This is a genomic window from Rhizobacter terrae, assembly GCF_003852895.1.
GTDB classification, from domain to species: domain Bacteria; phylum Pseudomonadota; class Gammaproteobacteria; order Burkholderiales; family Burkholderiaceae_C; genus Albitalea; species Albitalea terrae.
In genome coordinates, this window is sequence record NZ_QUSW01000004.1 from 567745 (window position 1) to 590856 (window position 23112).

The following is a 23112-nucleotide window of genomic DNA, read 5'->3' on the forward strand; positions in this document are numbered from 1 at the left end:
CTGGGACGTCATCCCCTCAATCGTTGGGCACCACGCTCACCGAAACCTGCATTTCCTGGGTGCCTCCACCGAGGATCACCCCGCGCAGGGGCACCACGTCCGCGAAGTCCGCGCCCCAGCCCAGCGTGATGTAGCGCTCGTCCGCGCGCTGGTCGTTGGTGGGGTCGAATTCCACCCAGCCGTGTTCGGGCGAATACGCCGCCACCCAGGCATGCGATGCGTCCACGCCCATCAGCCGCGGCATGCCCGGCGGCGGGTCGGTGAGCAGGTAGCCCGACACGTAGCGCGCCGGCAGCCCGTGCGAGCGCAGGCAGGCCAGCAGCAGGTGGGCGAAGTCCTGGCACACGCCGTGGCGCTTGGCGATGACTTCATCCACTGAGGTGCTGACGGTCGTCGCGCCCGGCTCGAATTCGAAGTCCTGGTGGATGCGGTGCATCAGCTCGGTCATCGCTTCCAGCCAGCCGCGGCCTTCGGAGAAGGACGGCGCCGCATAGTCGCGCGCCAGCTCCGACAGCGGCACAAGCGGGGTCGGCTCGCAGGTGCGCGCAGGGTTCAGGTCGTCCAGGGCCGGCTGCGAACGCACGGCATCGCGCACCGACTCCCAGCTCTCAGAAGACTCTGCGACCTCTGGCCGCGGGCCCACCTCGACCAGGCACTGCATGCGCACACGCAGCACCCGATGCGCACCATGCAGGCCGAAGTGCGTCACCGAATTGCCGAAGCTGTCGGTCTCCTCGTTGCGCTCGTCCGGCGGTGGGTCGATCTGCAGCGAGTACGACAGCAGCTTCTGCCATGGCAACTGCCTGGGTGTCAGCCGCGCCAGTTGCCAGCTCTGCGACACCGGCGCGGTATAGGCATAGCGGGTTTCATGGTCGACGGTGTAGCGTTGGGCGGTCATCGTCGGGCCGTTCATGCCACCAGCGACAGCACGCTGCGCGAGGCGGCATGCGAGAAGAACTTCAGGCTCAGTTCATCGGACAGGGAGAAGGCCGCGCGCCGCAGCATGTCCAGCACATGGGCCACGTCCTCGCTCTCGGGGTGCAGGTCTTCCGGCGCGAGCATGCGCAGGGCCGCGTGGCCGGGGTGCAGCACGTCGCTGGCGAAGCGGCCGTGCGTGAGTTCGAGCTTGGCGATGTACTCGCTCAGGCCCTTCACCTGGAAGGCGACGGAACGCGGGTTGGCTTCGTCGCGCAGCAGCAGGTCCAGCACCGGCATCCATTCGGGCCCGACGAGGTAGCGCGAGCGGTAGGTCACGGTGGAGTCGGCCAGCTCCAGCAGCCAGTCCAGGCCGTGCGTGCGGCCGTCCTTGATCGCCACGTCGAGCATGGCGCACACGCCGGCCAGCCGCTCGATGCGCCGCCCCAGCGACAGGAAGCGCCAGCCGATGCTGCGCGTCATGCCGTCGAGCACGAAGCCCGACAGCGTCATCATCGAGGTCACCGCGCGGTCCAGCCAGGCCAGCGCCAGCGGCAGCGTCGCACCGCGCCGGAAGATGGGGTCCGACGTGAGTTGGTTCAGCGTGCGCCAGTTGTCGGCCGACATGCGGTCGCGCAGGTTGAAGGCCACGCGCGAGAGCTGCTTGAAGCGCTCGCTCAAGGCTTCGTCGGGGTGCGTCGCGGCGCGCAGCAGGTCGGGCCCCGGGTTGTCGGTGTTCTCGATGATCCCCAGCCGCTGCGCCAGCACCAATGCGGGCGGCACGCCCTCGGCCTCTTCGGCGTTGTCTTCGAGCACGCCGCCGATGGCCGTGCGCAACAGCCGCACCGCCATCTCGCAGCGCTCGCCGTAGCGGCCATACCAGAAGAGGTTTTCCGCCGAGCGCGACGGCAGGTTCGCGCGCGCCGACACCAGGTCCGTGGGCTGCACGGTGCGTGACATCAGCGAGAAGGCGACGTTCACCGGCGCATCGGACAGCACCCAGGTGTCCTTGGAGCGGCCGCCGCGCTGCATGGCGATGCCGCGGGTGTCGCCCTCGCCCGCCACGCGGGTCAGGCCGCCGGGCATCACCTTGTAGCCATCGGGCGTGGCCACCGCGAACACGCGCAGGCCGACGTTGCGCGCCCGCATGTTCTCTGAAAGGTCGTCCGGCCCGCGCTCCAGCACCGGGGCCTGCGAGCCGTGCACCCACTCCTGCGCGACGTAGCGGTGCGGCAAGGTGGCGATGCGCCTGCGAAGCGCATCGCGGTCCGCGCCCTGGAAGTCCGCGCCGAAAACGGCACGCTCGCGGCTGGAACGGTCCAGCGGCTTGATGAGGACCTGCTCCAGGCTTTGCCATGCATCGTCGAAGGCCGCCGGCTCGCCCATCCACCAGGTGGCAATGGACGGCAGCTTCAGCGGCTCGCCCAGCAGCTTCTCGCTGAGCGCAGGCAGGTAGCCCAGCAGCGCGCCGGATTCCAGCACGCCCGAGCCCAGCGCATTGGCCACCATCACCGTGCCGCGGCGGGCGCAGTCGGTGAGGCCGGGCACGCCCAGGGCGGAGTCGGTGCGCAGCTCCAGCGGATCGCAGTAGTCGTCGTCCTGCCGCCGCACGATGGCATGCACGCGCTTGAGGCCCTCGACGGTCTTCATCCACACCCGGCCATCACGCACCGTGAGGTCACTGCCTTCCACCAGCGCGAAGCCGAGGTAGCGGGCGATGAGCGCATGCTCGAAGTAGGTTTCGTTGTACGGGCCCGGGGTGAGCAGCACGGCCAGCGGCGCATCGTCGCCCTTGGGCGCCAGGTGCAGCAGCGACTCGCGCAAGGCGGCAAAGAAGGCCGCGAGCCGCTCGACGTGCAGGTCGCGAAAGAGCTGCGGGAACACGCGCGAGATGACCAGGCGGTTCTCCAGCGCATAGCCCGCACCGGAGGGCGCCTGCGTGCGGTCGCCCACCACCCACCAGTGCCCGTCGGGCGATCGCGCCAGGTCGGCCGCGTACTGGAACAGGTGCACGCCGCCCGGCGGGCGGATGCCCTGGGCCTGGTGCAGGAAGCCGCTGTGGCCGAAGATGATGGACGGCGGGATGTGCCCGTCGCGCAGCAGCTGCTGCGGCCCGTAGATGTCGGCCAGCACGCGGTTGAGCAGCTCGGCGCGCTGGGCAATGCCCGCCTCGATCTGCTCCCATTCACCGGACGAGATGATGAGCGGCAGCGGATCCACCTCCCACAGGCGATCAGCGCCCTTGGGGTCGGCGTAGACGTTGTAGGTGATGCCGTTCTCGCGGATCTCGCGTTCGGTCATCGCCAGGGTGTCGGCGACTTCGGCGCCCTGGCGGCCGGAGAGCGAGCGCAAGAAGGCATCCCAGTGCGCGCGCGGGGTGCCGGAGGCCGAGAGCAGTTCGTCGTAGCGGCCTTCCAGGGCGGAGTAGCCCGAGAGGAGCTGCCTGAGCATCGGAGGAGAAGCGGGAGAGGACACGTGGGGATTGTCGGTGCTGGCGGAAACTCCCCGCCTTGCGAAAAACACTCAGTGCCCTGCGCCCATCAGGCCCGGCGAAGATCCAGCGTGAACGGGAAGTTCGGATTGCGTGCTTCCTTCGTCACGCCCATCGTTCCCGGCGTGTGCCCGATGCGGAAGAAGCGCGCCAGCCGCCGCGCCTCGGCCTCGTAGGCGTTCACCGGGAAGGTGCTGTAGTTGCGTCCGCCCGGATGCGCCACGTGGTACTGGCAACCGCCCATGGATCGGTTCATCCAGGTGTCCACCAGGTCCAGCGTCAGCGGCGCATGCGGTGCGATCGTCGGATGCAATGCCGACGGCTGGCTCCAGGCCCGGTAGCGCACCGCACCCACGTACTCGCCCACCTTGCCCGTGGGCTGCAGGGGAACGGCGCGTCCGTTGCAGGTGAGCACGTGCCGGTCGTCGACGAGGCCCGTGGCCTTCACCTGCAATCGCTCGACGGACGAATCCACGAAGCGCACGGTGCCGCCGACGGCGCCCTCCTCGCCCATCACGTGCCACGGCTCCAGTGCCAGGCGCAGCTCCACGTCCACGCCGCGCGCATTGAAGTCGCCGATGCGCGGGAAGCGGAAGTTCAGGTGCGGCGCGAACCACTCCGGGTTGACGGGGTAGCCGAAGTCGTTGAGCTCGCTGAGCACGTCCTGCAGGTCGTCCCACACGAAGTGCGGCAGCATGAAGCGGTCGTGCAGTTCGGTGCCCCAGCGCTTGAGTTTTTCGGGCCGGTAGGGCTTCTGCCAGAAGCGCGAAACCAGAGCGCGCATCAGCAACTGCTGCGTGAGGCTCATGCGCGCGTGCGGGGGCATCTCGAAGGCGCGCATCTCCAGCAGGCCCAGGCGGCCGGTCGGCCCGTCGGGCGAATACAGCTTGTCGATGCAGAACTCGGCGCGGTGGGTGTTGCCCGTCACGTCGATGAGCAGGTTGCGCATCAGCCGGTCGATGAGCCAGGGCGGGCACGGCTGGCCTTGTTCGGTCAAACGGCGCAGCTCGGCGAAGGCGATCTCGATCTCGTAGACCGAGTCGTTGCGCGCTTCGTCGATGCGCGGCGCCTGGCTGGTCGGGCCGATGAACAAGCCCGAGAACAGGTAGCTCAGCGACGGATGGTTGTGCCAGTAGGCCACCATGCTGCTGAGCAGCTCGGGCCGGCGCAGGAAGGGCGAGTCCGCCACGGTGGCGCCGCCCAGCACGAAGTGGTTGCCGCCGCCGGTGCCGGTGTGGCGCCCGTCGAGCATGAACTTCTCGGTGCTCAGCCGCGTCTCGTGCGCCGCGTCGTACAGGTGCGTGGTCTGGTCGACCAATTCGTTCCAGCTGTGCGCGGGGTGGATGTTGACCTCGATCACGCCCGGGTCAGGCGTCACCCGCAGCGTGGCCAGCCGCGGGTCCTTGGGCGGTTCGTAGCCTTCGAGGACGACGGGCAGGTTCATCGCCTGCGCGGTGTCCTCGATGGCGGCGACGATCTCCAGGTAGTCCTCCAGCGCGGACACCGGCGGCATGAAGAGGTAGAGCCGGCCGTCGCGCGGCTGGGCGCACAAGGCGGTGCGGGTGATCCAGGCGGCGGATTGGAAGGGAGCGGGCCTGGCGTCCTGCCCAGCGGCGCTCGCGCCGGCCTCGCCGTCGCCGGTCCCCTTACCTGCACCTTCGCCACGACCCGCCAGGGCCGCGCGTCTCGCATCCATGCTGTTGTCGCCGCCCCAGCGCGACTCGTCCGCCCCCACGGCATGCCGGAAGCGGCGGTAGGGCGGCAACGGGGCGAAGGGTTGCGTCGGGTCGGGCTGGTGAATCCACGGGTAGTCGCTGGCCGACGTCCACGGCTGCGAGTCCAGCGGCAGCCGATAGCCCATGGCCGAGTCGCCCGGCAGCAGGTAGCAACGCTCCGCGCGCAGGAACCACGGCCCCGTCTGCCAGCGCGGCAGCAGGTCGGGCTGCGTGTTGCGCTTGATCGGCAGCACGTGGCCCACCACCTTGTCCAGGCCTTGCGAGAACACCTGGCGGATGCGGTCTCGCTCCAGCGGGTCGGACAGCCGTGCGTCGAAGGGGTCGACGTTGGTGGGCAGCTTGCGTTCGCGCCAGAGGTAGTACCAGACGTCCTCGTAGGCGGCGAAGATGTGCTTCGCGTCCAGTTCGAGCCGCCGCGCCACGCCGTCGAGGAACTGCTGCGACTGCGACTCCGTGACCTTGTAGTCCTGCCGCTCGCTGGCGAACAGCTCGGGGCTGGTCCACAGCGGCTCGCGGTCCTTGCGCCAGAACAGGTTCAGCGACCAGCGCGGCAACTGCTCGCCGGGGTACCACTTGCCCTGCCCGTAGTGCAGCAGGCCGCCATCGCCGTACTTGGCGCGCAGCTTGTCCATCAGCTCGGCGCTGAGCGCGCGCTTGGTGGGGCCCAGCGCCTCGGTGTTCCATTCGGCGCCGTCGCGGTCGTCCACAGACACGAAGGTGGGCTCGCCGCCTTGCGTGAGCCGCACGTCATGGCGGCGCAGGTCGGCGTCCACGCGCGTGCCCAGGTCCTGGATGTCCAGCCACTGCTCCTCGGTGTAGGGCAGCGTGACGCGCGGTGCTTCCCACACGCGCGAGACCTTCATGTGGTGCTCGAAGGTGGTCTCGCATTCGTCCAGCGCACCGGTCACGGGTGCGGCGGACGACGGGTCGGGCGAACACGCCAGCGGGATGTGTCCCTCGCCGGCGAGCAGGCCGGAGGTCGGGTCCAGGCCGATCCAGCCCGCGCCGGGCAGGAACACCTCGCACCAGGCATGCAGGTCGGTGAAGTCCACCTCCGTGCCGCTGGGGCCGTCGAGGGATTTCACGTCGCTCTTGAGCTGGATGAGGTAGCCCGACACGAAGCGTGCCGCGAGCCCGAGGTGGCGCAGCAGCTGCACCAGCAGCCAGCCGGAGTCTCGGCAGGAGCCGCTGGCCTTGGTCAGCGTTTCCTCCGGCGTCTGCACGCCCGGCTCCATGCGGATGAGGTAGCCGATGTCGCGCTGCAGCCGCTGGTTGAGCTCGACGAGGAAGTTGGTCGTCTGCTTCTTCTCGCGCGGGATGCCGGCGAGGTACTTCTCGAAGGCCGGCGTGAGCGGCGCCTTCAGCAGGTAGGGCGCGAGCTCATGCGACAGGCTCGGGTCGTACTCGAAGGGGAAGTTCTCGGCCGACGGCTCCAGGAAGAAGTCGAAGGGGTTGAGCACCGACATCTCGGCGACCAGGTCCACCTCGATGCGGAAATGCGTGGTCTTCTCCGGGAACACCAGCCGCGCGAGGTAGTTGGACTGCGGGTCCTGCTGCCAGTTGATGAAGTGCGGCTCCGGCTCCACCCGCATCGAGTAGCTGAGGATGCGCGTGCGCGAATGCGGCGCCGGACGCAGGCGCACGACATGCGGGCCGAGGTTCACCGGCCGGTCGTAGGTGTAGTGGGTGACGTGGTTGAGAGCGACGTGGATGGACATGCTTGCGTGCCTTCGAGTTCTTGCTTGTTTTTCGCTGGAACACCCCTCATCCCCGCGAACGCCGGGATCCATCGTGCCGCCCATGGATTCCGGCCTTCGCCGGAATGAGGGAGCGGGTGTGACCTAGGAATCGCCCGAGCGGATCGCCACATTGACCCGCATCGCCTCCTTGCCGCCGCCATGCCGAACGCCGCGGATCGGCAAGCAGGCCGCGTAGTCCGGGCCGACTGCCAGGCGCACGTGGCGCTCGTCCATCAGGCAGCGGTGGGTGATGTCCACGCTCAGCCAGCGCCGCGCAGCCACGTCGGCACAGACATCGATCCAGGCGTGGCTGGCCAGCGCAGGCGAGTCGGGTGCGTAGAAATAGCCGCTGACGTAGCGCGCCGGAATGCCATTGGCGCGGCAGGCGGCAATGGTGACGTGGGCCTGGTCCTGGCAGACGCCGGCGCCCAGTTCAAGCGCATCGGCGGCCGACGTCTCGACGGTGGTTTCGCCGGCCTTGTAGGTGATGCGCTCGAACACGCGCCCCGCCAGCTCCAGCGCGGATGCCTCCGTCACGCCATCGTCGAACACACCCATGCCCAGTTCCTTCAGCCCCGCGTTCTCCGCCGTCAGCGCCGTGGAGCGCAGGTACACCATCGGCGGCGGGCAGGCCGCATCATCGTCCAGCCATGGTGACGCATGCGTGACCACCAGGCCCGTGGCCTTGATGACGCCGCGCCACAACCGGCGTGCGATGGACCAGGTGTGCGACTCGTTGCCGTAGCCGTCGCGCTGCGGATAGAGCTTGCCCGGCGCATGCAGCGTCCAGTGCACGACCGTCTGGTGCTCGCTGGGCTGCGGCGTGAGACGAAGCGACTGCAACGAGTAGTGCAAGGGCGTGCTGTACTCGTAGTGCGTCTCGTGCTCGATGCGCAGCTTCATGCGGGGTCAGGCCTCCACCGGCACCAGGAAGTCGCGGCTGATGCCCAGGCCCAGCGTGCCCACGCGCTCCAGGAACTGCGTGAGGTAGGCATGCAGGCCGGTGGCGAGGATCTCGTCGATGCGGCCGTATTGCAGGTCGGCGCGCAAGCGGCCGGCCTTGCGCAAGGTCTCGCCGGACTGCTCGTTGGCCACCATGCGCAGGTTGGCCACCACCTCGTTCATGCAGGCAGCCAGCGAGCGCGGCATGTCGGGCCGCAGGATGAGCAGCTCGGCCACCTTCTCCGGCTTGATGACGTTGCGGTAGGCCTTGCGGTAGACCTCGAAGCCCGACACGGACCGAAGAATCGCGGACCAGTGGTAGAAGTCGTACTCCACGTCCTGCTTGCCGTTGCCTTGAGACTGGCTCTGGCTCTGGCCGAAGTACTCGCTCTCCACTGCATGGAACTTCACGTCCAGCAGCCGCGCGGTGTTGTCCGCACGTTCGAGGAAGCTGCCGATGCGCAGGAAGTGGAAGGCCTCGTCCTGCAGCATGGTGCCCACCGTCACGCCGCGAGACAGGTGCGAGCGGAACTTCACCCACTCGAAGCCGGCGCCCGGGTCCTTCAGGAAGTCGCCCTGCGCCACCATGCGCTGGAACTCGATCCAGGTCTGGTTCTGCGTTTCCCACACCTCGGTGGTCAGCGTGCCGCGCACCGCGCGTGCGTTCTCGCGTGCGGCCATGAGGCAGTTGCGGATGCTCGACGGGTTGTTGGCATCCGAGACCATGTACTCCATGACGTGGCGGGCCTTCACCGTGCCGTAGCGCTTGGCGAAGTCCCCGCTCAGTTCGGAGATGGACAAGAGGCCCTTCCAGCCTTTCTCGGCGGCATCGGCGGATTGCGGCAGCAGCGACGTCTGGTAGTTGACGTCCAACATGCGCGCGGTGTTCTCGGCCCGCTCCATGTAGCGGGCCATCCAGAAGAGGTGGTCGGCGGTTCTCGACAGCATGTTGTTTTAAGCCTCCAGCACCCAGGTGTCCTTCGTGCCGCCGCCTTGCGACGAGTTCACCACGAGTGATCCTTCCTTCAACGCGACGCGGGTGAGTCCACCCGGCACCATCTGCACGGTCTTGCCCGAGAGCACGAAGGGCCGCAGGTCGATGTGCCTGGGCGCCACGCCGCTTTCCACGAAGGTCGGGCAGGTCGACAGGCTCAGCGTGGGCTGCGCGATGTAGCCGTGCGGGTTGGCTTCGAGGGCCTTGCGGAAATCGGCGATCTCCTGCTTGGTGGAAGCCGGCCCGACCAGCATGCCGTAGCCGCCCGCGCCGTGCACCTCCTTGACCACCAGTTCGGGCAGGTGGTCAAGCACGTAGCGCAAGTCGTCGGCCTCGCGGCACAGGTAGGTGGGCACGTTCTTCAGGATGGGCCGCTCGCCGAGGTAGAACTCGATCATCTTGGGCACGTACGGGTAGATGGACTTGTCGTCCGCCACGCCGGTGCCGATGGCGTTGGACAGCGTCACGTTGCCGGCGCGGTACACGCTCAGGAGGCCCGGGCAGCCCAGCGTCGAGTCGGGCCGGAAGGCCAGCGGGTCGAGGAAGTCATCGTCCAGCCGGCGGTAGATCACGTCCACCCGCTTGGGGCCTTGCGTCGTGCGCATGTAGACGAAGTTGTCGCGCACGAAGAGGTCCTGCCCCTCCACGAGTTCCACGCCCATCTGCTGAGCGAGGAAGGCATGCTCGAAGTAGGCGCTGTTGTACATGCCGGGCGTGAGCAGCACGACCGTCGGGTCGTTCACAGCGGCCGGTGCGACCGCGCGCAAGGTCTCCAGCAAGAGGTCGGGATAGTGCGCGACCGGCGCGACGCGGTGCTCGCTGAACAGGTCCGGGAAGAGCCGCATCATCATCTTGCGGTTCTCCAGCATGTAGCTCACGCCGCTGGGCACGCGCAGGTTGTCTTCCAGCACGTAGTAGGTGCCGCTGCCGTCGGCATTGGCGGCACGAACGATGTCGATGCCCGCGATGTGCGAATAGACGCCGGCCGGCACGTCCACCCCCATCATCTCCGGCCTGAACTGCGCGTTCTTGAAGATCTGGTCGGCGGGCACGAGGCCGGCGCGAATGATCTCCTGGTCGTGGTAGACGTCGTGGATGAAGCGGTTCAGCGCCGTGACGCGTTGCCGCAGGCCGCGCTCCATCTCCTGCCACTCGTGCGCGGGGATGACGCGGGGAATCAGGTCGAAAGGAATGAGGCGCTCGGTGCCGGAGCCGTCCTCGTCCTTGGCGCCGTAGACGGCGAAGGTGATGCCCACGCGGCGGAAGATCATTTCCGCTTCCTCGCGGCGCGAGCGCATCACGTCGGGGGGCTGCTGAGAAAGCCAGCGCTGGTAGCTGCGGTAATGCTCGCGCACCGTGTCGCCGGTGGCTTGCATCTCGTCGAAGCTGGGTCTCATCTGCTCATCTCCTCCGCAGGCAGGTTAGCAAAAACCAGGCCAAACAGCGCATACCCCTTCGACCCGCTCTTGCGCCGTGACTCCTCGCGACCCATGGTGCCAGTAGCGCGCATCGGCGTCACGTTGGCAAACACCCTGCCCCGGCTGCAGGCTGGACCAGGACCATGCGCCGCACGACGGGCTGGAGATCGTGGTGATGTGGCGGTCCGCGTACCGCGCGAACACCAGTGGCGCGGGGTGCCCGAACGGGTTGCGGTAGCCCGCCTGGAAGACGGCAAAGCGCGGATGCACGGCATCGATGAAGGCCGGGGTCGACGAAGTCTTGCTGCCATGGTGAGGCACGACGAGCACATCGCTCGCCAATCGCGCAGCCGACGTGCTCCCTACCATCCACGTTTCGCCCTCGCGCTCGACATCGCCGGTGAGCATGGCGCTGCCACCCAGGCCGATGACACGAACGACACAGGACATGGCGTTGGACTTGAGCTGCGCGTCATACGCCTCGGCCCGCGGGTGCAGCACCTCGAATCGCACGCCGTCCCACTCCCACGACTGCCCGGCCATGCAGCGCTGGTGCGGCGGGCTCAGGGCCAGCAAGGGATGGGCGTCTTCCAGCGAGCTGTGCATCTCGCGCACCGCAACGGCAGTCACGAGGCTGGCGGCACCGCCCACGTGGTCCGCATCGCGGTGGCTGAGCATGAGGCGGTCGACTTGCCGCTCGCCCCGTGCATGCAGCAGCGGCACCAGCACGCGCTGCCCGGCATCCGCCCCCGGGCCGTATTGCGGGCCGGTGTCGAAGACCATGAGATGTCGCTGTGTCCGCACGAGCACGGCGGTGCCCTGGCCGATGTCGGCGGCCACCAGCTCGAACTGGCCGGGCGGCGGGCGGACGACGCTGGGCATCAGCAAGGGCAGCACCATCGGCACGGCCAGCAGCCGGCCCCGCCACGGCAGCGGCATGACCAGCAAGGCTGCACCGCCCAGTGCCGCGGCCTGCGCCCACGCCGGCGCAACGGGGACCGTCCAGACCGCGGCCGGCCAGGCGGTCATGGCCGCCAGCCATCCACACAGCAGGTTCACCACCCACGCCCCGGCCAGCCACAGCGGCGCGGCGATCACGCCCAGCATCGCCAGTGGCGTGATCACCAGCGTCACCAGCGGGATCGCCACCAGGTTGGCGAGGAAGCCGACGATGGACACCTGCTGGAAGAACACCAGGGTGAGCGGCGTGAGGCCGACCGTCGCGACGACCTGGCTGCGCAGCTCGCCCCGCAGCGTGTCCCATGCGCGCCGCATCCCGACACTTGGCGATGGGGACTGCGCGGTGACTGGCCCCGAGGCCATCAGCAGCCCGACCGCCACGAAGGACAGCCAGAACCCGGCCTGCAGCAAGGCCCAGGGTTCCAGCGCCGACACCAGCACGGCCGCGAGCAACAGCACCAGCGGCCAGGGCCAGCGGCGGCCGGTCGATTGCAGGAGTGTGACCAGCGCGAGCATCCAGATCGTGCGCTGCGACGGCACGCCCCAGCCGGAGAACACCGCGTAGGCCCAGGCGGCCAGCAGCCCGCCCCATCGGGCCGCCAGCGGCGCCGGCAAGCGCAAAGGCAGGTGCGGATGCCGCCGCCACGCCCAGCCGATCAGCCTCGCCGCGAGCCACGCGAACATCGTGATGTGCAAGCCGCTGATCGACACCAGGTGCGCGATGCCGGCGTTGCGGAAGAGGTCCCAGTCCTCGCGTTCGATGGCCGACTGGTCCCCCACGGCCAGAGCCGCCAGCACGCCGGCCGCACGGCGGTCGGGCACCGTCACCTCGATGGCATCGCGCAGCGCCTGTCGCCAGCGCTCCACCGGGTGGGCGGCCTCGCGCCCCAGCAGGCGAGGCGGCACGGCATCCCGCACATGGCCGGTGGCGCGGATGCCCTGCGACAGCATCTGAAGCTCCGCATCGAAGCCATGCGGGTTGACGAGCCCGTGCGGCTGCTTGAGCTTCACGCCCAGGCGCCAGCGCTGCCCGGCGCCAAGCGCCATCTGCGGCTGGGTGAGCACGGCGTCCTCGTGGAATCCCGCATACCAGCCCAGGGCCAAGGTGGGCGGAAGCTGCACCGGGCGATCACCCTGCGCGGCCTGCTCCACCTCGAAGCGAAAGCGCACGCCCGACGGCCCGCGCTGCGGCAGGCCGGCCACCACGCCGGTGACGACCAGCTCCACGCCCTCCAGCGACGGGTCCAGCGCCCCGGCCAGCCGCGACGCGGCCTGCCACTCGGCCGTGCCCCAGCCCAGCACGGCCAGGCCCAGCAGCGGCGCCATCCACACGCGCCGCCACCGCCAACCAGCCAGGCACATCGCCAGCCCGGCCAGGCAGGCGGCCTGGTGCCACGCGGCCGGTAGCAAGGCCGCCTCCTGCAACTGAACGGCCATGCCCGCCAGCCAGGCCGTGCAAAGCCCTGCGATGCGCCAGCCTGTGAGATGCCTGAGGTCCGTCATGGGGCGCGCAGTGTAGGATTTGCGGCCTCCCCTTCGGACTACAAAATCATGTCCATCTACGACCGCCTCAAGGACCTGGGCATCGAGCTTCCGCCCATTGCCATCCCCGCCGCTGCCTACGTGCCCTTCGTGCGCACCGGCAACCTGGTGTTCCTCTCGGGCCACATCGCCAAGCGCGATGGCAAGCCCTGGGTCGGGCAGCTCGGCCGCAACATCGACACCGCCACCGGCAAGCTGGCTGCGCGCGCCGTGGCGATCGACCTGCTGGGCACGCTGCACGCTGCGGTGGGCGACCTGAACAAGGTGGAACGCATCGTGAAGGTGATGAGCCTGGTCAACAGCACGCCCGAGTTCATCGAGCAGCACCTCGTCACCAACGGCTGTTCCGAGCTGCTGGGCGAGGTGTTCGCCGACAAGGGCGCCCACGCCCGCAGCGCCTTCGGCGTGGCGCAGATCCCGCTGGGCGCCTGCGTCGAGATCGAGCTGATCGCGCAGGTGTCCTGAGCATGCTGCCGCGTTGGACTTCACGCCAGTGGCTGCTGGCGGTGGCGGTGCTGTGCGCCGCGAGCATCGGGCTGGCGCTGCTGGCGCAGTACCGCTTCGGCATGGAACCGTGCCCCTACTGCATTCTTCAGCGGCTGCTGTATGCGGCCATCGGCGTGCTCGCGCTCATCGGCGCGGTCCTGCCCGGCATGCTGCGCAAGCTGCTGGCCGTCGTGGCATTGCTGCTGTCGGCCTGCGCGGCGGCAGCGGCCGTCTACCAGCACTTCGTGGCCGCCAAGTCGGCCTCGTGCGCCCTCACCTTCGCCGACAAGATCATCACCGCCTTGCGCATCGATGAGTTCGCGCCCTCGCTGTTCGCCGTCCGTGCGAGCTGTGCGGACGCAGCGGTGTCGGTGTTCGGCGTGCCCTTCGAGTTCTGGAGCCTGCTGCTGGCGCTGCTGCTGGCGGCCATGACGGTGCTGGCGCTGCGCAGCCGTTGACGCACATCAAGGGAAGACCGCACCCGCTGGTTGCACATCCCCCCGCGGCGGGCATGAGGCACTAGAGTTGTTCAATTCCGCGCCGGCTCCATGGCCGGCGCGCCAACTCTTGGAGCCGCCATGCCGAATCGTTCCGAATCGCCCAGCTCGTTCCAGATCCCCTTCCAGGTGCCGTTCCAGATGCCGCTGGCACCGTGGTTCGTGAACTCCGCCAACCAGGCCCAGGGCGAGACCGACTCGCCGGCCGCGGTGTGGGGCCAGGCGCTGGAAGCCCAGATGCGCCTGTGGGGGCAGATGGTGGACCTGCAGCGCAAGTTCTGGTCGTTCTACATGCCGCTGATCGAGCGGGCACCGGTGTTCACCAACGGCGGCGCCCGGACGGTGGCCGAGGAAGAGCACGGCCTGGAGCCTGCGGAAACGGCAGACGGCATTCCCGATGCCATGGAGTTGCAGCTGCGCACCTGGAACCACTTCCTCGACGCGCAACGCAGTTTCTGGACGAAGCTGCCGTGGACAGCCGCTGAAGCCGAGGCCAGCGAGCAGGAACCTGCCGACGACGAGGAGCCCGCCCCCGCGCCGAAGCCGCGCAAGACCCCGCGCCGTCGCTGACCCCGCGAGCGGGCCGGCTACTCGAAGCGGCCCATCATGTCCTGGAAGCCGCCCACGGTCTTGAAGACCTGGTCGAGCATGGAGCAGGCGTTGCTCACGGTCTTCATCCAGTCCGGGTGTTGATCGGCACCGGCCGATCCTCCGCCAGCCGCACCGCCACCCCACCCGTTCCCGCCGGGCATGTTCATCGGCGGCTGAGGCGCGCCCCAGCCTGGCATGGCTGGCACCGCCATGGCCGGCGGCAGCATGTTCTGCATCATCGCCAGCATCTGCTGCGACATCGCCTCGCCCGGCTGCAATTGCTGCGCGTTCATGAAGGCGCGCCAGGCATCGTGGAGGTTGCCCATGGACATGAGCACCGTGCCGGCCGCTGCGTGGTAGGGCGCGAACTGAGGGCACTGGGCGATCGCCTGGTTCAGTTCGAACAACGCCTGCTGCCAGTGCGGCCACGCGAACGGGGCCTGCCCCAGGGCGGTCTTCGCCCGCCCCGCACAAGCATGGGCATGGGCCAGCGCCGCATGCACCCCATGAGGGATGAACACGCCCCATTGCTGGGCTGTGCCCATGGACTGCTGGATCCAGCCGATCGCCTGCTCATAGAGCTGGGCCGCCATCATCGCGTTGCCCTGCGACTCGGCCATCATGCCCTGCTGGCCCATGGCCGCGCCGGACATGAGCTGCTGGTTCAGCGTCGCGTTGATCGCGGGGTTCATCGCCGGGTTCATCATGGCCCGCCCTCCTTCGCGCAGGCAGTATGCGCGCGATGAACCGCGGCTTCAATCAGGTCTTGGCCGCCGCCAGCACCCGCATCGCCTTGACCATCAGCTCCTGCTTCTTGCCCTTGCGCGCCCGCTTGCCCTCGTAGCCGGCGAGCGAGCCACCCTTGAGCGTCTCGTCCTTGGGCGTCGTGCCGCCTCGCCCGGTGCCCAGCACCTGCAGCACGTCGGTGAAGGCAGCCACGCTGACCAGCGCGTCCTTGGGCTCCATGTCGATGAGCGTGAGGCCGCGGCCGCCGTTGGGCTGCAGCTTCAGTTCGTCGATGCCGAACACCAGCAGGCGGCCCTGCAGCGTGAGGCAGGCGATGCGCGTGGCGGCATCGGCCAGGCTGGGCGGCAGCGGCTTGTCTTGCGCCTCCAGGCTGAGGAAGGACTTGCCGCCGCGCTGGCGCGAGGTCAGGTCGCCCACCCGTGCCAGCAGGCCGAAGCCGCCGGTGTTGGCCAGCACCAGGGTGCGGTCGGCGGCGCCTGCGAAGTAGTGCGAAGGCTGCGTGCCGGTTTCCAGGTCGATGAGCGTGGTGATCGGCTGGCCGTCGCCGCGCCCGCCGGGCAGCTGGCTCACGGGCGCGGAGTAGACGCGGCCGTTGCTGCCGAAGACCAGCAGCGTGTCCACCGTGCGGCAGGGGAACACGCCGTACAGCGCATCGCCCGACTTGAACTGCAGGCCGCCGGCTTCCACCTCGTGGCCCTTGAGGGCACGCACCCAGCCCTTCATGCTGACCACCACCGTCACCGGTTCATCGACGACCTTCACCTCGGCCACGGCCTTCTTCTCGGCCTGGATGAGCGTGCGGCGGTCGTCGCCGTACTGCTTGGCGTCGGTCTCGATCTCCTTGACCACCGTGCGCTTGAGGCTGGACGGGTTGTCCAGGATGTCCTGCAGCTTGCCCTGCTCGACGCGCAGGTCCTTCAGCTCCTGCTCGATCTTGATGGCTTCCAGCCGTGCCAATTGGCGCAGGCGGATTTCGAGGATGTCTTCGGCCTGCCGATCGCTGAGCTTGAAGCGCGCAATCAGCGCTTCCTTGGGCTCGTCGGCGTTGCGGATGATGCGGATGACTTCATCGATGTTCAGCAGCACGAGCTGCCGGCCTTCGAGCACGTGGATGCGGTCGAGCACCTTGCCCAGGCGATGCCGCGTGCGCCGCTGCACCGTGCCCATGCGGAAGTCGATCCACTCCACCAGCATCTGGCGCAGGCTCTTCTGCGTCGGCCGGCCGTCGGCGCCCACCATCGTGAGGTTGATGGGCACCGAGCTTTCCAGCGTCGTGTGCGCCAGCAGCGTGGTGATGAGCTCGCTTTGCTCGATGCGGCTGGTCTTGGGCTCGATGACGATGCGCACCGGCGAGTCCTTGCTCGACTCGTCGCGCACGGCATCCAGCAGCGAGAAGATGGTGGCCTTGAGCTGCGTCTGCTCCGCAGTGAGCGACTTCTTGCCTGCCTTGACCTTCGGGTTGGTCAGCTCCTCGATCTCCTCGAGCACCTTCTGCACGCTGGTGCCCGGCGGCAATTCGGTGACCACGAGCTGCCACTGGCCGCGGGCGAGGTCCTCGATCTTCCAGCGGGCGCGCACCTTCAGGCTGCCGCGGCCGCTGGCGTAGGCCGAGCGGATGTCTTCCGCACTGCTGATGATCTGGCCGCCGCCCGGGTAGTCGGGGCCGGGCACGAGCACGGCGAGTTCTTCCTCGCTCAGCTTCGGGTCGCGGATCAGCGCGACCGTGGCCGCCGCGATCTCGCGCAGATTGTGCGAAGGCACTTCGGTGGCCAGGCCCACCGCGATGCCGCTCGCGCCATTGAGCAGCACGAAGGGCAAGCGCGCGGGCAGCAGCTTGGGCTCCTGCTGCGAGCCGTCGTAGTTGGGCACGAAGTCGACCGTGCCTTCATCGAGTTCGTCGAGCAGCAGGCGCGAGATGGGCGCCAGCCGCGCTTCCGTGTAGCGCATGGCCGCCGCGCCGTCGCCATCGCGCGAGCCGAAGTTGCCCTGGCCGTCGATGAGCGGGTAGCGCTGCGAGAAATCCTGCGCCATGCGCACCAGCGCGTCGTAGGCCGCCTGGTCGCTGTGCGGGTGGAACTTGCCGAGCACGTCGCCCACCACGCGGGCACTCTTCACCGGCTTGGCACCGGAGGCGCCCGAGAAGCTCAGGCCCATGCGCTCCATGGCGAAGAGGATGCGCCGCTGCACCGGCTTCTGGCCGTCGCACACGTCGGGCAGGGCACGGCCCTTCACCACGCTCAGGGCGTATTCGAGGTAGGCACGCTCGGCGTAGTGGGCGAGGGTGATGGCGTCGCTGGAGCCGCCGTCGCCGCCGGAGAAATCGATGGTCGTCTGGGTCGTCATTGTTGTTGTCGCTTCGGCCGCACGCGTCTTCAGCGCGGGTCGGCCTGCTGGATGTGCAATTGATGAGCGCCTCGCTGCAGGTTGTTCTGCAGCAAGGCCCAATAGAGTTCGAGCACCAGGTGCACATGCGCCTGGGTCTCGGGAATGTCCGGCATCTTGCCGCCGCTCTTGCGCACCGTGCCTTCGCCGGCGTTCCATGCGGCCAGTGCGACGTCGATGCTGCCGAAGCGGCGCAGCAGGTCGGCCAGCATGCGGGCGCCGGTGAGCACGTTGGTGCGCGGGTCCTTCAGGCGTTCAGCGGCGGGCTGCTGCGCTTCAGCTTTCGTGGCGTAGCGGTCGGCCGTCTCGGGGGTGATCTGCATGAGCCCGATCGCGCCCCGCGGCGACACGGCCTTGTCGTTGAAGCCGGACTCGACGGCGATCACGGCCTTGAGCAATTCGATGTCCACGCCATGCGCCTTCGAGGCCTCGCGCAGCACCGGCGACAGGCGCTTCACTTCAGGGGCGAAGTCCAGCCAGGTGATGAGGCCACCCGCACCGTCTGTCTTGCCCGGCACCCGCGGGTCCACCGCCTGGCGCTCGCCCAGCACGAGGCGGTAGCGCGAGTCGATCTGCGTGGTCGCCACATGCGCCACGCCGGCACCGTCGACGTAGCCCCACAGCTGCGCCTGGGCCAAGGTGCACCAGGCACCGGCCAGCACGGCAGCGAGCAGGCGGCCCATGCGGCTCATGCAGCGCCCTTCTCCTGCGCGCTGCGCAAGGCGGCGTATTCGCTTTCGAGCATGGACATGACGATGAGCGAGTCGTACCCGCTGTCCGTCTTCACGCTCTCGCGCAGCCGCCCTTCCTCCACGAAGCCTTCGCTGCGGTACAGCGCCTGCGCGCGGTCGTTGAGCGACTTCACGTCCAGCCAGAAGCGGTGCGCGCCCAGATCGCGGAAGGCCATCTGCATCAGCAGCCGCACGCAAGCCCGGCCATAGCCCTGCCCCTTGGGCTGCAGCACGATGCGCTTGAGCTCCACCGAACGATGCGGGTTGCGGCAGCCCTGCAGGATGACGAAGCCCGACGACTCATAGCTCGTCCCGGTCTCCACGATGAAATGCCGGAAGTCCGGGAAGCGCACCGCGCCCTCATGCTGCGTGCGTTCCCACGGTGTGATGAACGGCCGGTTGCCTTCGTCCTGCTCCACCGAGATGACGAAGTCCAGGTCCGACAGCATGGTCGGGCGCAGACGGATGCTGGGGCGGTCGGCCATCAGATGTCGACTTCGACGGCGTCGCCGTGAAGCTCCATCAGCTCGCGGCGCGCCTGCGCCTCGCCCTTGCCCATCAGCCGCGTCAGCGAATCGGTGGTCGCCGCAAAGTCCAGCGCACCGAACTCCACCTGCAGCAGGCGACGCGTGTCCGGATTGAGCGTGGTCTCCCACAACTGCTCGGCATTCATCTCGCCCAGGCCCTTGAAGCGGCCGATGCTCCAGGAGCCTTCGCGGGCGCCTTCCTTGCGCAGCTTGTCCAGCGTGGCGGTGAGTTCGCCATCGTCCAGCGCATAGATCTTGGCCGCGGGCTTCTTGCCGCGGGCCGGCGCATCCACGCGAAACAGCGGCGGCTTGGCCACGTAGATGTTCCCGCGCTCGATGAGCTTCGGGAAATGCCGGAAGAACAGCGTCAGCAGCAGCACCTGGATGTGCGAGCCGTCCACGTCGGCGTCGGAGAGGATGCAGATCTTGCCGTAGCGCAGGCCACTGAGATCAGGCGTGTCGTTCGGGCCATGCGGGTCCACGCCCACCGCCACCGCGATGTCGTGGATCTCGTTGTTGGCGAAGAGCCTGTCGCGCTCCACCTCCCACGCATTGAGCACCTTGCCGCGCAGGGGCAGCACGGCCTGCGTCTCCTTGTTGCGGCCCATCTTGGCGCTGCCGCCGGCGGAGTCGCCCTCGACGAGGAACAGCTCGTTCATCCCCAGATCGCGGCTCTCGCAGTCGGTGAGCTTGCCCGGCAGCACGGCCACGCCGGATCCCTTGCGCTTCTCGACCTTCTGGCTCGCGCGCTGGCGCGTCTGCGCCTGCTTGATGACGAGTTCGGCGAGCTTCTTGCCGAGGTCCACATGCTGGTTCAGCCACAGCTCCATCGCCGGCTTCACGTAGGTGGACACCAGGCGCAGCGCATCGCGGCTGTTCAGGCGTTCCTTGATCTGCCCCTGGAACTGCGGGTCCAGCACCTTGGCGCTGAGCACGAAGTTGGCGCGGGAGAACACGTCCTCGGGCATCAGCTTCACGCCCTTGGGCAGCAGGCTGTGAAGCTCGATGAAGCTCTTCACCGCGCCGAAGAGGCCATCCTTCAAGCCGGATTCGTGCGTGCCGCCCGCCACCGTGGGAATCAGGTTGACGTAGCTCTCGCGGATGGGCGCGCCCTCCTCCGTGAAGGCCACGCACCACGCGGCGCCCTCGCCCTCGGCGAAATTCTCGGTCTCGCCGCCGTCGGCGTAGTGCTCGCCCTCGAACAGCGGAATCACCGGGTCGGCGGTGAGCGTCTGCATCAGGTAGTCGCGCAGGCCGCCCTTGTAGACCCAGGTCTGCACCTCGCCGCTCTTCTCGTTCTTGAGCGACACGGTCACGCCCGGCATCAGCACGGCCTTGCTGCGCAGCAGGTGGGTCAGCTCGTTCTTCGGGAACTCGGCGCTCTCGAAATACTTCGGGTCGGGCCAGGCACGCACGGTGGTGCCGTTCTTGCGGTCGCCGGCCGAGGCACGACGCGTCTTCAGCGGCTCCACCACGTCGCCGCCCGAGAAGGCGATGTCCGCCACCTGCCCCTCGCGCCAGACCGTCACCTCCAGCCGCTTGGCCAGCGCGTTGGTCACGCTCACGCCCACGCCGTGCAGGCCGCCGGAGAAGCTGTAGGCGCCGCCCGCGCCCTTGTCGAACTTGCCGCCGGCATGCAGCCGGGTGTACACGATCTCCACCACCGGCACCTTCTCTTCGGGGTGCAGGCCGATGGGAATGCCGCGGCCGTCATCCTGCACGCTCACCGAGCCATCGGCATGCAAGGTCACGTCGATGCGCTTGCCGTGGCCGGCCAGGGCCTCGTCGGCCGCGTTGTCGATCACCTCCTGGATGATGTGCAGCGGGTTGTCGGTGCGGGTGTACATGCCCGGCCGCTGCTTGACAGGCTCGAGTCCCTTGAGGACGCGGATCGAGGCTTCGCCGTAGGTGGCGTCGGCCTTGGAACTGGGTTTGCTGGGGGGTTTGGTAGCCATCGCGGCGGATTGTAGGCAGAGCCCGCCGTGCGAAATTCCCGAAGCCCCCGGATGTCAGCGAATGCGACTGCGGGCGTCAATTGATCGCCAATCGCACCAGCGCCTCCACGCCGAACTCAAAGGTCTTGTCCCAGTGGGCGGACTGGAAGAACTCGGCGCTGTCCATGAGGTTCGGGCAGTGCTCGGCGATGTACTCGTTGCTGACCGGTTCAGCAGCCGACGGCCCCTTGGCGTAGCCGGAGGTCTCGTCGATGCAGGCGCCCACGAGGTAGTAGCCGAGCACCCTGAATTGCCGCGCTGCCAGTTCGCGGTCGGGCACCACGGCACGGACGATCTCCAGGATGGATTCGATGAAACGCACGCCCGCCGGCATGTTCAGCCGGTGCACCGCCACCAGCGGGAACAGCGCCGGGAAACGGTGGGCCATGTCGCGGTAGGCGTGCATGGCCGAGCGCAGGCGCTCGACGGGCGGCAGGCCGTCGCCTGGCATCTGCACGGAGTTGATTGCGTACTCCACCAGCGCGTCCATCAGGTGCTGCTTGCTGGGGAAGTGGTGGTAGATGCTCATCGCCTCGCAGCCCAGGCGTTCGCCCAGCTTGCGGGTGCTGAAACCGGCCAGCGTCTCCTCGGCCACCAAGGCCAGCGCCGCCGACACGATGCGCTCTCGCGACAGGGGCTGGGCGGTCGCCTTGCCCGCGGCCTTCTTACTCGGGGGCTTCTTACTCGGGGTTTTCGCCATGACACGATCTTACACCGTAAGTCTACAGTTCCCAACATCGCCTTACGGTGTAAGACATCTTCCACGGCCCCCGACATAGCCCGTGACGCCAGCCCGGCGCCGCCTCTCCTGGAGATCACCACCATGGACCCCGCAGACCTCATCGGACTCCTGATTCCCGCCACCTACCTCGTCATGCTGGCCATCGAGAAGTGGCGCCCGGCCCGCGCCTTCCCCGAACGCCGCGGCTGGACATGGATCGGCATCGGCTTCCTGCTGCTGATCGGCATCGTGTCCGGCGTCGTGCCGCTGGCCGTGCCGACCGACTGGCTGGCCGCACACCGGCTCATGGACGGTACGGGCCTCGGAATCATCGGCGGCACCGTCGTCGGCTACATCGTGCTGTCGGCGGTGATGTACGCCTACCACCGCACCGTGCATGCCGTGCCGGCGCTGTGGCGGCTCACGCACCAGATCCACCACAGCCCGCAACGCGTGGACATGTCAGGCTCGGTGCTGTTCCACCCGGTGGAGATGGTCATCCAGGTGCTGATGCAGCTGTTCGTCACGCTGATCGTGCTGGGGCTGGACCCCATCGCTGCCGCGCTCACCGGCTACGTGGCCGCGTTCTACGGCATGTTCCAGCACTGGAACGTGAACACGCCGCAATGGCTGGGCGTACTCATCCAGCGGCCCGAAGCGCACTGCGAGCACCACCGCAAGGGCGTGCATGCGAACAACTACGGCGACCTGCCGATCTGGGACATCCTGCTGGGCACCTTCCGCAATCCGAAGACCTTCAGCGGCGAATGCGGCTTCGAGTCGCCGGTGGACCGCCAGCTCGGCGCGATGCTCGCCATGAAGGACGTGAACGAGCCGGTCTACGGCCCGGCCAGCGCGGGCGTGCAGCATTGACGCCTCGAAAAAGGGCGGGCCAGCCCGGCCCGCCCGCGGCATCAGTTGAAGCTCCACTGGTCCTCTTCCCAGTCCTCGATGCGCTTCCAGTTCTTGTTCATGCTGGCATCCCACTTGGGCTTGAGCAGCAAGTACGCGAAGGTCGTGCGCGGCTCCAGCTCGATGGTGGTGCTGCCGCTGCTGTCGCTGCCGCCATGGGCCGTGACCTTCACACCCTTGACGGTGGCCGACACGTCCAGCGAGGCGCTGTTGCTGAAGGCCTGCGCCGTCTTGGCCTGCATGGCGACGATGACCTTGTGCACCAGCCGCCCGTCGTTGCCGATGCGCTTGAGCGACTCGATGACGTGAGGCGTGGCGTTGGCCGCGGCCACGAGGTCCTTGGGCAGGATCTCGAACAGCACGAGCTTGAGCGTGTCCTCGCGCATCTGCTTGCTGGCATCCGCGGCGCTGATCTTGCCCACCAGGGGCACGGTGACCGACAGGTCCACGTTCTTCTCGGTGGCACTGCTCTGGTCGATGTCCAGCGTGGTGACCTTGCGGATCTGCAACTTGTCGGCCGGCACCGAGTCCTCGACGAGGATGTGGTTCTGGCCGATCAGCGGCGTCTCCTTGTCGCCGACGCAGGCGATGTAGACGCTGGGCGCGTTGCCGCGGAAATACTTGATGCCGAACGCGGTGACGTGGTTGGTCGTGATGGTGACGTCTTGAGACATGATGGAACTCTCCCGTTGGATGTGCCGTGCGAACTTGCACGGTGACTCAACAGTAGGCAGCGAACCCCTGCGGCGGCATGCGTGGCGCCACGCAAAGACGGGGTGCCGGGCAC

The 23112-nt window shown here is 68.2% G+C and carries 18 protein-coding genes; 4 read left to right on the forward strand and 14 right to left on the reverse strand.

What is annotated here, in order from left to right; genetic code table 11:
- Nucleotides 1–16: 16 nt before the first annotated feature.
- The 7 genes from DZC73_RS17370 to DZC73_RS17400 form a co-directional block, all read right to left on the reverse strand.
- Nucleotides 17–898, reverse strand: coding sequence for a transglutaminase family protein (locus DZC73_RS17370; protein ID WP_124541604.1), 882 nt, complete (start codon nt 896–898; stop codon nt 17–19).
- A gap of 11 nt (nt 899–909) precedes the next feature.
- Nucleotides 910–3366 carry a circularly permuted type 2 ATP-grasp protein gene (locus DZC73_RS17375; protein ID WP_124541605.1) on the reverse strand — a complete coding sequence of 819 codons (2457 nt, stop codon included), beginning with the start codon at nt 3364–3366 and terminating at the stop codon, nt 910–912.
- Nucleotides 3367–3455: 89 nt separating this feature from the next.
- Entirely contained in the window at nt 3456–6860 is a 3405-nt protein-coding gene (locus DZC73_RS17380; RefSeq protein WP_124541606.1) for a transglutaminase family protein, read from the reverse strand.
- 123 nt (nt 6861–6983) lie between these two features.
- Complete coding sequence (locus DZC73_RS17385; RefSeq protein ID WP_124541607.1) at nt 6984–7784, reverse strand: transglutaminase family protein; 801 nt, start codon at nt 7782–7784, stop codon at nt 6984–6986.
- Nucleotides 7785–7790: 6 nt separating this feature from the next.
- The gene (locus tag DZC73_RS17390) at nt 7791–8771 is read right to left on the reverse strand and encodes an alpha-E domain-containing protein (protein WP_124541608.1); all 981 of its coding nucleotides are present in this window, start codon (nt 8769–8771) and stop codon (nt 7791–7793) included.
- A 6-nt stretch (nt 8772–8777) separates the two neighbouring features.
- On the reverse strand, nt 8778–10214 hold the full coding sequence (locus DZC73_RS17395) for a circularly permuted type 2 ATP-grasp protein (RefSeq protein ID WP_124541609.1): 1437 nt from the start codon (nt 10212–10214) through the stop codon (nt 8778–8780).
- 24 nt (nt 10215–10238) lie between these two features.
- A complete protein-coding gene (locus DZC73_RS17400; RefSeq protein ID WP_124541610.1) occupies nt 10239–12698 on the reverse strand; it encodes a DNA internalization-related competence protein ComEC/Rec2 in 2460 nt (819 codons plus the stop codon).
- Nucleotides 12699–12746: 48 nt separating this feature from the next.
- Here DZC73_RS17400 and DZC73_RS17405 point away from each other — a divergent pair, with 48 nt between their 5' ends.
- The 3 genes from DZC73_RS17405 to DZC73_RS17415 all read left to right on the forward strand — a co-directional run bounded on the left by DZC73_RS17405 (nt 12747) and on the right by DZC73_RS17415 (nt 14290).
- Entirely contained in the window at nt 12747–13202 is a 456-nt protein-coding gene (locus DZC73_RS17405; RefSeq protein WP_124541611.1) for a RidA family protein, read from the forward strand.
- A gap of 2 nt (nt 13203–13204) precedes the next feature.
- Nucleotides 13205–13681, forward strand: coding sequence for a disulfide bond formation protein B (locus DZC73_RS17410; protein ID WP_124541612.1), 477 nt, complete (start codon nt 13205–13207; stop codon nt 13679–13681).
- 120 nt (nt 13682–13801) lie between these two features.
- Nucleotides 13802–14290: a hypothetical protein gene (locus DZC73_RS17415; RefSeq protein ID WP_124541613.1), complete on the forward strand. Its 489-nt coding sequence runs from the start codon at nt 13802–13804 to the stop codon at nt 14288–14290.
- 17 nt (nt 14291–14307) lie between these two features.
- On the opposite strand, the gene DZC73_RS17420 is transcribed toward DZC73_RS17415, so the two are convergent.
- From DZC73_RS17420 to DZC73_RS17445, 6 genes are all read right to left on the reverse strand, one after another.
- Nucleotides 14308–15018, reverse strand: a complete 711-nt coding sequence (locus DZC73_RS17420) for a tetratricopeptide repeat protein (RefSeq protein WP_124541614.1) — start codon at nt 15016–15018, stop codon at nt 14308–14310.
- A gap of 52 nt (nt 15019–15070) precedes the next feature.
- Nucleotides 15071–17401: a DNA topoisomerase IV subunit A gene (parC, locus tag DZC73_RS17425; RefSeq protein WP_124541615.1), complete on the reverse strand. Its 2331-nt coding sequence runs from the start codon at nt 17399–17401 to the stop codon at nt 15071–15073.
- A 29-nt stretch (nt 17402–17430) separates the two neighbouring features.
- Nucleotides 17431–18132, reverse strand: a complete 702-nt coding sequence (locus DZC73_RS17430) for a lytic transglycosylase domain-containing protein (RefSeq protein WP_235835174.1) — start codon at nt 18130–18132, stop codon at nt 17431–17433.
- Nucleotides 18129–18656 (reverse strand): GNAT family N-acetyltransferase, encoded by a 528-nt coding sequence (locus DZC73_RS17435; RefSeq protein ID WP_124541616.1) that lies wholly within the window; start codon nt 18654–18656, stop codon nt 18129–18131. The genes DZC73_RS17430 and DZC73_RS17435 overlap by 4 nt, the downstream gene beginning before the upstream one ends.
- Nucleotides 18656–20653 (reverse strand): DNA topoisomerase IV subunit B, encoded by a 1998-nt coding sequence (locus DZC73_RS17440; RefSeq protein WP_124541617.1) that lies wholly within the window; start codon nt 20651–20653, stop codon nt 18656–18658. Before DZC73_RS17440 ends, DZC73_RS17435 begins: the two co-directional genes overlap by 1 nt.
- Nucleotides 20654–20729: 76 nt before the next feature.
- Nucleotides 20730–21392, reverse strand: coding sequence for a TetR/AcrR family transcriptional regulator (locus DZC73_RS17445; RefSeq protein ID WP_124541618.1), 663 nt, complete (start codon nt 21390–21392; stop codon nt 20730–20732).
- A 123-nt stretch (nt 21393–21515) separates the two neighbouring features.
- On the opposite strand from DZC73_RS17445, the gene DZC73_RS17450 reads away from it, so the two are divergent.
- Nucleotides 21516–22286, forward strand: coding sequence for a sterol desaturase family protein (locus DZC73_RS17450; protein WP_124541619.1), 771 nt, complete (start codon nt 21516–21518; stop codon nt 22284–22286).
- A gap of 41 nt (nt 22287–22327) precedes the next feature.
- Here DZC73_RS17450 and DZC73_RS17455 read toward each other — a convergent pair whose 3' ends face one another.
- Nucleotides 22328–22999 (reverse strand): hypothetical protein, encoded by a 672-nt coding sequence (locus DZC73_RS17455; protein ID WP_124541620.1) that lies wholly within the window; start codon nt 22997–22999, stop codon nt 22328–22330.
- Nucleotides 23000–23112 lie beyond the last annotated feature (113 nt).

Bases quoted from the DNA above. Each gene is read 5' to 3' on its own strand.
- DZC73_RS17410 (WP_124541612.1), top strand. From the start codon at position 13,205: ATGCTGCCGCGTTGGACTTCACGCCAGTGGCTGCTGGCGGTGGCGGTG.
- DZC73_RS17420 (WP_124541614.1), bottom strand. From the start codon at position 15,018: ATGATGAACCCGGCGATGAACCCCGCGATCAACGCGACGCTGAACCAG.
- DZC73_RS17455 (WP_124541620.1), bottom strand. From the start codon at position 22,999: ATGTCTCAAGACGTCACCATCACGACCAACCACGTCACCGCGTTCGGC.
- DZC73_RS17440 (WP_124541617.1), bottom strand. From the start codon at position 20,653: ATGGCTACCAAACCCCCCAGCAAACCCAGTTCCAAGGCCGACGCCACC.
- DZC73_RS17400 (WP_124541610.1), bottom strand. From the start codon at position 12,698: ATGACGGACCTCAGGCATCTCACAGGCTGGCGCATCGCAGGGCTTTGC.
- DZC73_RS17435 (WP_124541616.1), bottom strand. From the start codon at position 18,656: ATGGCCGACCGCCCCAGCATCCGTCTGCGCCCGACCATGCTGTCGGAC.
- DZC73_RS17375 (WP_124541605.1), bottom strand. From the start codon at position 3,366: ATGCTCAGGCAGCTCCTCTCGGGCTACTCCGCCCTGGAAGGCCGCTAC.
- parC (WP_124541615.1), bottom strand. From the start codon at position 17,401: ATGACGACCCAGACGACCATCGATTTCTCCGGCGGCGACGGCGGCTCC.
- DZC73_RS17380 (WP_124541606.1), bottom strand. From the start codon at position 6,860: ATGTCCATCCACGTCGCTCTCAACCACGTCACCCACTACACCTACGAC.
- DZC73_RS17370 (WP_124541604.1), bottom strand. From the start codon at position 898: ATGACCGCCCAACGCTACACCGTCGACCATGAAACCCGCTATGCCTAT.
- DZC73_RS17430 (WP_235835174.1), bottom strand. From the start codon at position 18,132: ATGAGCCGCATGGGCCGCCTGCTCGCTGCCGTGCTGGCCGGTGCCTGG.
- DZC73_RS17450 (WP_124541619.1), top strand. From the start codon at position 21,516: ATGGACCCCGCAGACCTCATCGGACTCCTGATTCCCGCCACCTACCTC.
- DZC73_RS17395 (WP_124541609.1), bottom strand. From the start codon at position 10,214: ATGAGACCCAGCTTCGACGAGATGCAAGCCACCGGCGACACGGTGCGC.
- DZC73_RS17385 (WP_124541607.1), bottom strand. From the start codon at position 7,784: ATGAAGCTGCGCATCGAGCACGAGACGCACTACGAGTACAGCACGCCC.
- DZC73_RS17445 (WP_124541618.1), bottom strand. From the start codon at position 21,392: ATGGCGAAAACCCCGAGTAAGAAGCCCCCGAGTAAGAAGGCCGCGGGC.
- DZC73_RS17415 (WP_124541613.1), top strand. From the start codon at position 13,802: ATGCCGAATCGTTCCGAATCGCCCAGCTCGTTCCAGATCCCCTTCCAG.
- DZC73_RS17390 (WP_124541608.1), bottom strand. From the start codon at position 8,771: ATGCTGTCGAGAACCGCCGACCACCTCTTCTGGATGGCCCGCTACATG.
- DZC73_RS17405 (WP_124541611.1), top strand. From the start codon at position 12,747: ATGTCCATCTACGACCGCCTCAAGGACCTGGGCATCGAGCTTCCGCCC.